Source organism: Agrobacterium sp. B1(2019), assembly GCF_008274755.1.
Taxonomy (GTDB): Bacteria; Pseudomonadota; Alphaproteobacteria; order Rhizobiales; family Rhizobiaceae; genus Agrobacterium; species Agrobacterium salinitolerans.
In genome coordinates, this window is the sequence record NZ_VTPB01000002.1 from 869441 (window position 1) to 881298 (window position 11858).

Below are 11858 nucleotides of genomic sequence, written 5' to 3' on the forward strand. Positions count from 1 at the left end.
TTTCAGAAAATCAATGCGCCGGTGAAACTGATCGGGCGGCCTCCTCGTACATGTCGCAGACCCCAAGACTGGATTGGCAATGCGATAGCGAGGAAAAATGGTCGACACCGAAGCGAAAAAACAACAAAGCCGGCGCCGCATCGCCGTGGTCGGAACGGGAATTTCCGGTTTGTCGGCAGCCTGGCTTTTGTCGCAACGGCACGATGTAACTGTTTTCGAAGCTGCTGATCGCATCGGCGGCCACACCAATACGGTAACGTTCAGCACGAACCACGGACAAGTCCATGTCGATACCGGATTCATTGTTTACAACGAGCAGACCTATCCCAATCTCACCGCTCTTTTTCGAACACTGGACGTGGCGACGGCGGCTTCGAACATGTCTTTCGCCGTTTCTCTGGATGATGGTGGTTTCGAATACGCCGGCGGAACCGGCCCCGGCCTGCTCGCCCAGAAGTCCAACATCCTGAGGCCACGTTTCTGGGCGATGCTTGCGGACCTTTTGCGCTTTTACCGCAACGCCCCACGCGACCTGCATTTGATGGGCGATCTGTCTCTCGACGAATATCTCTCCCGCAACCGATATGGTTCAGCGTTTCGCGACGATCATCTTTATCCCATGTCTGCGGCCATCTGGTCCACGCCGGCCATGGAGGTCGGCCGTTATCCGGCGGCGCATTTCATCAAATTCTGCCGCAATCACGGCCTGCTGTTGCTACGCAATCGGCCGGTCTGGCGCACCGTCGTTGGTGGCTCGCGCGAATATGTGAAACGCATCACGGCACCTTTTGCGGATCGAATTCGCCTCTCGACTCCGGTGAAGCGCATCCACCGGGTACCGGACGGCGTCGAAATCACCACTGCGGACGGCGAAGCCGTGCGCTTCGATGAGGTGGTGATCGCAACCCATGCGGATCAGGCGCTCGACATCCTTGCCGACGCAACACGCGCCGAACGGCGCATTCTCGGCGCTTTTACCTATACCCAAAACCGCGCCGTGCTTCATACCGACAGCAGCTTCATGCCGCGCCGTCGCGCTGCCTGGTCAAGCTGGAACTATGTGGCCGACACGCGCATTAAATCGGGCCAGCCGAGCATTACCTACTGGATGAACAGGCTTCAGCCGCTGGGCGAAATCCCGGACATTTTCGTAACGCTGAACCCGGCGCGGGAACCGGATCAAGGAAAAATCATCGCCGAGGAAACCTATCACCATCCGGTTTTTGACGCCGGCACCGAACAGATGCGTCAGGAGCTATGGGCCTTGCAGGGTCTGCGAAACACCTGGTTCTGCGGCGCATATTTCGGATCCGGTTTCCACGAGGACGGCCTCCAGGCCGGCCTCGCCGTCGCCGAAGATCTTGGCGGCGTATCGCGCCCATGGAAGGTTGCCGATGACAATGGCCGGATCATTCGCCTGAATTTGGCGACAGTTGCGGCAGGCACGGAAGTGATGGAGGTGATGGCATGACGTCTCCCCTCAACTCCGCGCTTTTTCCTGGCCATGTAACGCATGCGCGTTTCAAGCCGAAAACCCATAAACTCGCCTACCGGATTTATTCGCTGCTCCTCGACCTCGATGAGTTGAATGTGCTCGACCGAAAATTGCGGTTTTTCTCCGTAGACCGGTTCAACCTTTTCTCATTCCACAGCAGGGACCGGGGCAGCCGTAGCGCCATCGGGCTGCGCCAGCAGATCGAAACAGCCATGACGGCGGCAGGCATGCCGGTGGACGACGGACCGATACGTCTGCTCACCATGCCGCGTGTGCTCGGCTGGGCTTTCAACCCACTCAGTGTCTTCTTCTGCTACGGGCGCGATTTGTCGCTCAAAGCTATCCTCTGGGAAGTGGACAACACGTTTGGCGAGAGACACTCATACCTGATCCCCGTGGAAGCCGATAAAGCGACCGAAATCGTCCAGCGATGCGAAAAGGCCTTTTATGTCTCGCCTTTCATGGACATGGATCTCCGCTATGTTTTCCGCGTCAACCCACCCGGCGACAGGCTGAAAATCGTCATTGATACTTTCGACGATGACGGCCTTGTCCTGACCGCCCGCCATCTGGCCCGACGTGTCGAGTTGACGGACAGCGCACTTTTGAAAGCTTTCTTCGCCATCCCCCTCCTGACGCTCAAGGTCATTCTGGGCATTCATTGGGAGGCGCTGAAAATTTGGCTGAAGGGTGTGCGTTTCAGAAAACGTCCGCCGCCGCCTGCCAGTCCAGTCTCCTTCCTTCATCCTTCATCGTCGCAAACCGAGGCCAAAATTCATGACCCCGTTTGACAATCTCACGGAATCATCTGTGAAAAATACGCGCCTTAACCGCCGCATCAGCCCTGGCATGTGGCTCATCAGCCGGCTGTTGAGCAATATCGACCGGGGACGATTACATGTCATTCTTCCCGGCGGCGGTTTCATTGAAAAATCCGGCGCAACGAATGGCAGCGAGGCGACCCTTGTCCTGCATAGCTGGCGCGCGCTCCGGCGAATGCTGCTGAACGGCGACATCGGCTTTGCAGAGGGGTTCATCGAAGGTGACTGGACCACACCGGATCTGACGGCGCTTATTCGCTTCGCGGCCCAAAATCGCGAGGCGTTCACAAGGTCGATGCGCGGCAGCCCGCCCATGCGCCTTCTCCACCGGACGGCGCACAGGTTGAATGCCAATACCAGACGGGGCAGCCGCCGTAATATCGAAGCGCATTATGATCTCGGCAACGAGTTCTACCGGCAATGGCTCGATCCTTCGATGCTGTATTCATCGGCGATCTTCGATGACACGGCATCGACACTCGAGGCCGCCCAACTGAAAAAGCTAGAACGTATCGTCGATAAACTGCAATTGAGCGGCGGCGAAAACATACTGGAGATCGGCTGCGGTTGGGGCGCACTCGCCATTCATCTCGCCACGCGGGCAAAAGCCAACGTCACCGGCATCACCCTTTCCCCCTCCCAGTTGAAATGGGCAAAAAATGCAGCGGAAAAAGCCGACAGTACAGACCGCATCGATCTGAGGCTGCAGGATTACCGCGACCTGAATGGCCAATTCGACAGGATTGTCTCCGTCGAAATGTTCGAAGCAGTCGGCGAGGCCTATTGGCCAAGCTATTTCGAAACGCTGAAGAGATGCCTGAAACCCGGCGGCCGCGCTGTGCTGCAAATCATTTCGATTGAAGAAAGCCGCTTCGATACATATCGGCGTAAGGCGGATTTCATCCAGAAATACATCTTTCCCGGCGGTTTTTTGCCCTCAAATGAGGCGCTCGAAAAGGCGGTCGGCAAGACCGGCCTGAAGCTCACGGATAAGGAGCTTTTCGGCCAGTCCTATGCGCTCACGCTTGCCGAATGGCGTCGGCGTTTTCATGCGCGGTGGCAGACGATTTCCCTGCTCGGCTTCGATGACCGCTTTCGCCGGCTTTGGGATTATTATCTTTGCTATTGCGAGGCAGGTTTTGCCGAGGGGACCATAAACGTCGGCTTCTACACCATCGAACACAGATAAGGCGGGACCAAACTGCGGAGTGAGACAATGATGATCAATGGATTGACAGCTGCTTCCGTCCTATGGCCACTGGTTGTTGCATCCAGTGCCATGGCGGCCGATATCGACGGCAACTGGGCCCGCGGAGACGGCAAGGCGAAAGTAATGATCGCGCCCTGCGGCGAAAATATCTGCGCCACAAATACCTGGATCAAGCCGGGAACCCCGAAGGAAAAGACCGGGGACCAGCTGATCATGGACATAAAGCAGACAGAGGCGGGCAGCTATTCCGGCACCGCTTTCGACCCCCAGCGTGACAAGTCCTACAGGATAACAGTGACAGTGAATGGCAACGGCATGACCACGAAAGGCTGTATCGTCGCAGGTCTGCTGTGCAAGGGCATAAACTGGACAAGGATCGACTAGCCACATCTCTACGTTGCTTCGCCCCTGCATCTTCGCTTCCGCATCAATACCCTGCAAAGGAAAACACCGATGAAGACCTATTTCGCGGCATACCTTGTTACCCTCGTCGCCTTTCTGGTGATCGATTTCATCTGGTTGAGCGCGATGGCGTCGCGCCTTTACCGCCCGGCTATCGGCGATCTTCTGGCGGACAATTTCCGGCTTGCTCCGGCAGTCGTCTTTTACCTCATTTATGCCGCCGGCCTGACCTTTCTTGCGGTTCGTCCGGCCTTTCAGACGGGGGAATGGACGACCGCGCTGCTTTATGGCGCCGTGGTCGGCTTCATGGCCTACGCCACTTACGACCTGACCAATCAGGCGACGTTGAAAAGCTGGTCCACGACCTTGACCGTCGCCGATCTTTTATGGGGAACCTTCGTCTCCGCGGCGGCGGCCACAATCGGCTATCTCATCACGGCACGGCTCGTCGGCCCGCTGGAAAATCCGGCGGGCCTATGATGACGACATCCTATCTTACCGGCAGCTTCGTTCCGATAACCCTGCAGCGTACCTGTTGCCGGGTTCCCGGCATACATCTCTTGTCTTCCTGCGAAAGACGGCTCTATAAGGGAGACGCAGCAAGGAAGGTTCGAATGCAGGCCACAGAGATCGCAAGCCTTATCAACCGCGTCGGCATGGGTGATCGTTCAGCATTCGTCTCGCTTTATCAGGCGACCAGTCCGAAGCTCTTCGCAATCTGCCTGAAAATCCTGCGTGACAGGACGGAAGCCGAAGAGGCGCTGCAGGAAATCTATATCAAGGTCTGGCAGCGGGCCCGAACATTCGCCGCCAGTGCCGGAAAACCCGCCACATGGCTTGCCGCCATTGCCCGCAACCATGCCATCGACACGATCCGGGCGCGCAAGCCCATAACCGATGACATCGAGGAAGCCTACGATCTTGCCGATGAAAGCACCCGCGATCCTGAGCAGCAGATCGTTCTCGCCGATGAAGGCCGCAGGATCGAAGACTGCATGCGCGAACTTGAGACCGTACACGCGCAGGCGGTTCGCCGCGCCTATGTCGAGGGCTTGAGTTATCTCGAACTCGCCGAAGAATTGCGCGTGCCACTTAACACAGTCAGAACCTGGCTACGACGCAGTCTCCTCAAACTCAGAGAGTGCATGCAGCGATGACGACGGGCGAACAGAGCGGCGGTAAGCATTCGCGCGACGATATCCTCGCCGGTGAATATGTTCTGGGCGTCCTGCCGCTTGAAAAGCGTCGGGAACTGGAACGGCGCATGCAGGACGACGAGGCCTTCGCACAGCTGGTGCAGCGTTGGGAAGCGGAATTTTCCGACTTCAATGCCGATTACCAGGAGCACGTACCGAGCGCCACTGTTCTTGAGCGTATCGAACAACGCCTGTTCGGAAGCAGGACTGTCAATACCAATGGCAGCCTGTGGAATTCCGCGTCCTTCTGGCGCTGGATTTCGGTTGCCACCAGCGCAACCGCTGTTGCCGCTGTCGTTTACGCCGCCTTCCCCGAAAAGTGGCAGGGCACCGCCCCGCTGGTGGCCGAACTTGCAACGACGGACAGCCAGGTCAATCTCCTCGCCTCCTACGACGCGGAATCCGGACGGATGCGCATTGTGCCTGTTGCAACCGGCAAGACCGACGAAAAATCGCTGGAATTGTGGCTGGTGATGGACGGCGGCAAGACCCGCTCGCTCGGCGTTTTCCAGCCCGGAACGAATGGCGACCTCATCATCCCCGCCGACATGCGCAACAGCATCACCGAAGGCACAACCTTCGCCATCAGCGTCGAACCTTTCGGCGGCTCGCCGACTGGTCAAGCAACCGGCCCTGTTATCGCTGTCGGCACTGCGCGATGGGGCTAAAGCGCCGAAGCTTGCCAATTTTCCAGGCGAGCGCCGGTCAAGGTTACGATCAGGGATGGTTATAGCGCTCATTCCCCGAAGCGGACGACGCCCATTATTTCGGTGAACGACGTGCTGGGTGCACAACGGGTATATTTGGGCAAAAATGCTGCGCCCGGATTTCCTCAGCTTTCCGCACCAGGAACCGGCAATTGTGGACGAGGACGGGATTGCGGCCGCATCAGCCGACACCACCAACTCCGATGCACCCTATCCGACGAACATTGTCCGGCGAAATGATCTTGTCCTTATGCGCCAGCCGCATCACTATCGGCTTCTCGTCAAATGGCATGAGTGAGAGACCGATAAGATGTCCACATTCACATTCGCAACCGTCCCGCAGATAATCGCAGGCCCCGGTAGTATCGCAAGACTTTCGGAGCTGAAGACCGGACTTGGGTCGCGTATTCTGGTAATTTCCGACGATGGCGTCGTCAGGGCTGGGCTTGTTCAGCCCGCCCTTGCAAGTCTTTCGGAGGGCGGGGCCGAAACATCGATCTTCACCGGCGTTGTCGCTGATCCTCCGGAAGCCGTCATCCACGACGCTGTGGCGCGTGCAATCGAATTCGGGGCCACCGGCATACTGGGCATCGGCGGCGGCTCATCGCTCGATGTCGCGAAACTCGTGGCCCTGCTGGCAAGGAGCGGTGAAGCGCTCTGCGACATTTACGGGGTCGGCAAGGTGACCGGTGAACGCCTGCCATTGGTGCTGGCGCCGACGACGGCAGGCACCGGATCGGAAGTCACACCGATTTCCATCGTTACCACGGATGCACACCAGAAAAAGGGTGTCGTGTCGCCAACCCTGCTGCCGGATGCGGCTATCCTAGACGCAAGTCTGACAGTCGGCCTTCCTCCGGCGGTAACGGCGGCGACGGGAATTGATGCGATGGTCCACGCCATCGAGGCTTTCACCTCCGCAAGCGCGAACAACAATCCTGTTTCCCGCACACTTGCCAAAGAGGCGCTCCGGCTACTTGGAGCAAATATCGAAGCCGCCGTAAAGAACGGGGCCGACATGGTTGCCAGACAGGCCATGCTGCTTGGTGCGATGTTGGCCGGTCAGGCCTTTGCCAACTCGCCGGTGGCGGCCGTTCATGCTCTCGCCTACCCGATTGGCGGCCTCTATCATGTTCCGCACGGGCTCTCCAACAGCCTGGTCCTGCCGCATGTGTTGCATTTCAACGCAACGGTGTGCGGCGATGCCTATGCGGAACTGGCGCCATGTCTTTTTCCTCAGCTGGAGCCTGCAGACAGGTCAGGACGACTTGCCGGCTTCCTGGAAGGGCTGGCCTTGCTTCCCGTGCGCCTGAACCTGCCGGTGCGACTGAGAGATGTTGGGATACCAAAAGACGGGCTTGCCTTGCTGGCGGAAAGTGCGATGGAACAGACCCGCTTGCTGGTTAACAATCCACGCACGGTGTCGCTGTCCGATGCCGCCAGAATCTACGAAGATGCTTGGTAAGCACGGTCAGCGCCGCCTTATCTCCACTTCGACATGTCGGCGCAAAAGTTCTGATGTTCTTCCCGAATGTTACCTTTATCAAAGTCGACTGCTCCGATACGGTTGTGGCGGGGCTATTCAGAGCCTAAAAATCCGGGTTCAGAACTGGGAGCAACATTGTGCGCTTGGCCCATTGCTCATGCCGTCAGCTAACTGTCGTGACAAACGGAGAACCCCGCAAGATATCCGTTTGTCACTGCCGTGCGTGCCAGCATCGCACCGGCTCAGCGTTCGGCGTCGCAGTGTTTTATGAAGCCGATCAAGTCACTGCGTCGGGAGAGTACAAAACCTACATGCGGCCCGGAGATAGCGGAAAGAACCTGGAGTTCCGCTTCTGCCCCGCCTGCGGATCCACGGTTTATTGGTTACCGGAATTTCGGCCCAGGCTCGTCGCCATCGCCTTGGGCTGTTTTGAAGATTCAAGCGCCATGGAACCAACGCAGAGCGTTTATGAGGAGACCCGCCATGCCTGGTTGTCTCTATCTATTCGAGATTCTGGAGAAAAATGAAGCTGCAAGGCTCCGGCGTGGGCTTTCAGCCCCCCTGATCCGGCCCCGGTGAAACAGACAAATTTTAAAGAGGTTATAAAACCGTGTTGACTCGGCCGAGCTTTTAGACTTTTTTGTAAACCGGTTTAGTAAATCGTTTTACAAGCCGAACAGAGGTCGAAAAGACCCGGTAGAGTGGAACAGAAAGTGGGAGTGTGATGGCGCGAAACCCTGCGACCAGCCTCAAAGATGTCGCCTTGGCGGCAGGCGTTTCAGTTGCGACCGTATCGCGGCTTCTCAACGGCACGCTGGAGCTGCCGCCAGAAACGAAAGCACGCATCGAGGCCGCTATCCGTGAACTCAATTACGTGCCAAATCCCCATGCCAGACGTTTGAGCCGAGGGCGCTCGGACACGATCGGCCTTGTCGTTCCTGATATTGGAAACCCGTTTTTCGGCATGCTCGTTGCGGCCGTGGAAGAAGAAGCCGACAGGCGAGGACTTGCCCTTTCGCTTTTCGCCACGCTGAACCGTTCGGGTCGGGAATTATCCTATCTTCGTCTGCTTGCCCGCAATCATGTCGATGGGCTCGTTTTCATCACGAACCACCCCAATACCGATGAACTGGCGGAGCTGATCAATACCACCGGAAAGGTCGTGGTGGTCGATGAAGACGTGCCCGGCGCCACCGTGCCGAAACTCTTCTGCGACAATGAGCAGGGCGGTCGTCTGGCTGGCGCGCATCTGGCTATGCATGGGCATAAACATGTCCTTTATGTCGGAGGACCAGAGGACATGATCAGTACGGAGCGTCGTTTTCGCGGTCTAAAATCTGCTCTCACCGAGCGGGTGGTGGAGGCAGAGCTTTCGATTTCCAGATATTGCGGCGCATATACCGTGGAATTTGGCCGGGCTGCCGCGCGCCGCTTTCTGGATGAGGGGCGCCCGGCAACGGCTGTTTTCGCCAGTTCGGACGAAATCGCCATCGGCTTCATCGAAGTTCTGCGATCCGAAGGCGTGCGTATCCCGCAAGATGTGTCGATGATCGGTTTCGATGATGTCGGACCGCTGCATCTATTTGCGCCGCCGCTCACAGCCATTCGCCAGCCTGTCAGCGCCATTGGCCAACGCGCCCTGTCGCTTTTGCTCGAAACCAGTTGGGACCAGGAACCTCCTTTGCTGTCAGAGGAGCTATTGCCCGTCGAAATCGTCGTGCGTGAATCCGTTGCGCCGCCCGCGATCAAATAAAAAGCAACGAAACCAACAGAGGAAGAACGATAATGCTGAATTTTAAACGTCGATATTTTTCCGCAGCGCTCGCTGCGACCGTTCTTGCCGGCGCGACCCTGTCTGCCGGTCTTGCCACCGCCGCCGAAAAAACAATCGCCTTGGTGCAGATCAACCAGCAGGCGCTGTTTTTCAACCAGATGAATGAAGGCGCGGAAAAGGCCGCCAAGGAAGCCGGCGTCAAGCTGGTGATCTTCAACGCCAACAATGATCCCGCCGCTCAGAACAGCGCGATCGAGACCTATATCCAGCAGAAGGTGGACGGCATCGCCGTCGTCGCCATCGATGTCAACGGTATCATGCCGGCCGTAAAGCAGGCGGCTGCCGCCAATATTCCCGTCGTCGCGATTGACGCCATTTTGCCGGAAGGGCCGCAAAAAGCACAGATCGGCGTCGACAATGGCAAGGCGGGCGCCGACATGGGGCAATTTTTCCTCGACTACGTGAAGTCGGATATGGGCGGCAAGGCAAAGATCGGCGTCGTCGGCGCGCTGAACTCCTTCATCCAGAACATCCGCCAGAAGGGCTTTGAAGACACCATCAAGGATAAGTCCGGCATCACGACGGCTGGCGTCGTCGATGGCCAGAATGTTCAGGACACCGCACTGTCGGCAGCGGAAAACCTCATCACCGGCAATCCGGACATGACCGCCATCTACGCCACCGGTGAACCGGCTCTTCTGGGCGCAGTCGCTGCGGTTGAAAGCCAGAGCAAGCAGAAAGACATCAAGGTGTTTGGCTGGGACCTGACCAAACAGGCGATTGCCGGCATCGATGCCGGTTACGTCGCAGGCGTCATCCAGCAGGATCCCTCCGCCATGGGTGCAGCGGCGGTCAAGGCCCTCAAGACGGTCTCCGATGGCGGCACCGTTGAAAAGACCATTGCCGTGCCGGTCACCATCGTTACCAAGGCCAATGTCGAACCCTACCGTGCGGTCTTCAAATGATTGCGGCCGGACAGCACACAGGCGCTGTCGACGGCGCCGGGGGAGATGTTCTCTCCCGGCAAGCCGATCGTGAAGCGCGTATCTCCCTGTGTAATATCCGCAAGACATTCGGCTCGCATCAGGCGCTTCGCGGCGTCGATCTCGATATTTTTCCCGGCGAATGCCTCGGTCTCGTCGGAGACAATGCGGCGGGTAAATCGACCCTCACCAAGGTGATTTCCGGAACCTATATCCCGGACGACGGTACGATCACGATGGAAGGCGAAGCCATTCGCTTTTCAGGCCCTGCCGACGCCCGTAACCGCAACATTGAAATGGTCTTTCAGGATCTGAGCCTCTGCGACCATATCGACGTCGTCGGCAATCTCTTCCTCGGACGCGAAATTACCAGGGGGCCGTTTCTCGACCGGCCAACCATGCTTTCGGAAGCCCGCAAGATGCTGGATGCGCTGGAAATCCGCATTCCGCGTCTCACCGCGAAGGTGGAAAAACTGTCCGGTGGCCAGCGGCAGGCAATCGCCATCGCGCGGGCGGCCTCTTTCAATCCCAAGGTCCTGATCATGGACGAGCCGACATCCGCGCTCGCCGTTGCGGAGGTGGAAGCGGTGCTTTCGCTCATCAATCGCGTCAAGGCGAAGGGCGTGTCGGTCATTCTCATCACCCACCGCCTTCAGGATCTCTTCCGGGTCTGTGACCGCATCGCCGTCATGTATGAGGGCACCAAGGTGGCGGAGCGCCAGATCAACGACACCAGCCTTGAGGATCTCGTAAGGCTGATCGTGGGAGGGCAACGTCATTGACCGTCTATACTGAACGCGCCAAAGGCTCACCGCTTTCGGACTTTTTTGCCGAAAATGCGCAGGTGCTTTCCATCGCGGCCTTTTTTGCCCTCTGCCTGGTGTTCTTCTCCGCGACGACGGATACGTTTCTGACGGCCGGCAATCTTCTGAACGTCGTCCGTCAGGCCGCACCTATCCTGATCGTCTCCGTCGCGATGACATTCGTCATCATCACCGGCGGTATCGATCTGTCCGTCGGCTCCATGGTCGCCCTGATCAATGCCGTCGGGGCGATCCTGCTTGCAGCCGGTTACCCCTGGCCGCTGGTTGTCGTCGCCATGCTCGTGCTCGGCGGCGGCCTTGGCCTCGTGCAGGGCTGGTTCATTGCCTATCAGGGCATTCCAGCCTTCATCGTCACGCTTGCCGGCCTCTCCATCCTGCGCGGCGTTGCCCTCTATATCACGCAGGGTTATTCCGTGCCGATACCGGAAGCACCCGGTTTCTTTTACCTCGGGCGGGGTGATTTCCTCGGCATGCCCGTGCCCGCCCTGATCGGCGTCGTCGTCACCGTGATTGCCTATATCGTTCTTTCGAGCACCCGATATGGTCGTCGCGTCGTGGCCGTCGGCTCCAATCCCGAAGCGGCGCGCCGTGTGGGAATGCCAGCCAAATGGATTCTCGCCTCCGTCTATCTGGCTGCGGGCGTGGCCTCGGCCATTGCCGGCCTGATGATTGCGGCGCGGCTGGGGTCTGGATCCTCGAATGCGGCAGTCGGGTTCGAGCTTCAGGTGGTGGCGGCCGTGGTTCTGGGCGGCACATCGCTGATGGGCGGCCGAGGCACCATTCTCGGCACGGTGCTGGGCACCATGACCATCGCCGTTATCGGCAACGGTCTGATCCTCATGCACATCTCTCCCTTCTTCACCCAGATCGTGACGGGCGCCATCATCCTTGCCGCAATCTGGCTCAATACGCGCATCTTCACCGCGAACTTCCGCCTGGGCGCGAAGAGAAAGGGCTGAT

13 protein-coding genes and 1 pseudogene are annotated in these 11858 nt (G+C 58.2%); all 14 read left to right on the forward strand.

Features of this window, described 5'->3' with window-relative positions; genetic code table 11:
• The first annotated feature begins 97 nt into the window (after window positions 1-97).
• Window positions 98-1471, forward strand: coding sequence for an NAD(P)/FAD-dependent oxidoreductase (locus AGR1_RS18780; protein ID WP_149147845.1), 1374 nt, complete (start codon window positions 98-100; stop codon window positions 1469-1471).
• Window positions 1468-2286 carry a DUF1365 domain-containing protein gene (locus AGR1_RS18785; RefSeq protein WP_149147846.1) on the forward strand — a complete coding sequence of 273 codons (819 nt, stop codon included), beginning with the start codon at window positions 1468-1470 and terminating at the stop codon, window positions 2284-2286. Before AGR1_RS18780 ends, AGR1_RS18785 begins: the two co-directional genes overlap by 4 nt.
• Window positions 2273-3505: a cyclopropane-fatty-acyl-phospholipid synthase family protein gene (locus tag AGR1_RS18790; protein WP_149147847.1), complete on the forward strand. Its 1233-nt coding sequence runs from the start codon at window positions 2273-2275 to the stop codon at window positions 3503-3505. The genes AGR1_RS18785 and AGR1_RS18790 overlap by 14 nt, the downstream gene beginning before the upstream one ends.
• Window positions 3506-3532: 27 nt before the next feature.
• Entirely contained in the window at window positions 3533-3910 is a 378-nt protein-coding gene (locus AGR1_RS18795; protein WP_080795058.1) for a DUF2147 domain-containing protein, read from the forward strand.
• Between the two features lie 69 nt (window positions 3911-3979).
• Window positions 3980-4408 carry a DUF2177 family protein gene (locus tag AGR1_RS18800; RefSeq protein WP_080795057.1) on the forward strand — a complete coding sequence of 143 codons (429 nt, stop codon included), beginning with the start codon at window positions 3980-3982 and terminating at the stop codon, window positions 4406-4408.
• 134 nt (window positions 4409-4542) lie between these two features.
• Window positions 4543-5085, forward strand: coding sequence for a sigma-70 family RNA polymerase sigma factor (locus tag AGR1_RS18805; protein WP_080795055.1), 543 nt, complete (start codon window positions 4543-4545; stop codon window positions 5083-5085).
• Window positions 5082-5792, forward strand: coding sequence for an anti-sigma factor (locus AGR1_RS18810; protein ID WP_149147848.1), 711 nt, complete (start codon window positions 5082-5084; stop codon window positions 5790-5792). The genes AGR1_RS18805 and AGR1_RS18810 overlap by 4 nt, the downstream gene beginning before the upstream one ends.
• 108 nt (window positions 5793-5900) lie before the next feature.
• Window positions 5901-6129: pseudogene (locus AGR1_RS30165) on the forward strand (amidohydrolase); the annotation flags it as partial.
• A 12-nt stretch (window positions 6130-6141) separates the two neighbouring features.
• Window positions 6142-7296, forward strand: a complete 1155-nt coding sequence (locus AGR1_RS18815) for an iron-containing alcohol dehydrogenase (protein ID WP_149147849.1) — start codon at window positions 6142-6144, stop codon at window positions 7294-7296.
• A 155-nt stretch (window positions 7297-7451) separates the two neighbouring features.
• On the forward strand, window positions 7452-7844 hold the full coding sequence (locus AGR1_RS18820; protein ID WP_149148021.1) for a GFA family protein: 393 nt from the start codon (window positions 7452-7454) through the stop codon (window positions 7842-7844).
• A gap of 197 nt (window positions 7845-8041) precedes the next feature.
• Window positions 8042-9070: a LacI family DNA-binding transcriptional regulator gene (locus AGR1_RS18825; RefSeq protein WP_080795049.1), complete on the forward strand. Its 1029-nt coding sequence runs from the start codon at window positions 8042-8044 to the stop codon at window positions 9068-9070.
• Window positions 9071-9102: 32 nt separating this feature from the next.
• Window positions 9103-10056: a substrate-binding domain-containing protein gene (locus AGR1_RS18830; RefSeq protein ID WP_080795047.1), complete on the forward strand. Its 954-nt coding sequence runs from the start codon at window positions 9103-9105 to the stop codon at window positions 10054-10056.
• On the forward strand, window positions 10053-10856 hold the full coding sequence (locus AGR1_RS18835) for an ATP-binding cassette domain-containing protein (protein WP_149147850.1): 804 nt from the start codon (window positions 10053-10055) through the stop codon (window positions 10854-10856). Before AGR1_RS18830 ends, AGR1_RS18835 begins: the two co-directional genes overlap by 4 nt.
• The gene (locus AGR1_RS18840; protein ID WP_077985267.1) at window positions 10853-11857 is read left to right on the forward strand and encodes an ABC transporter permease; all 1005 of its coding nucleotides are present in this window, start codon (window positions 10853-10855) and stop codon (window positions 11855-11857) included. The genes AGR1_RS18835 and AGR1_RS18840 overlap by 4 nt, the downstream gene beginning before the upstream one ends.
• Window position 11858: the final 1 nt, after the last annotated feature.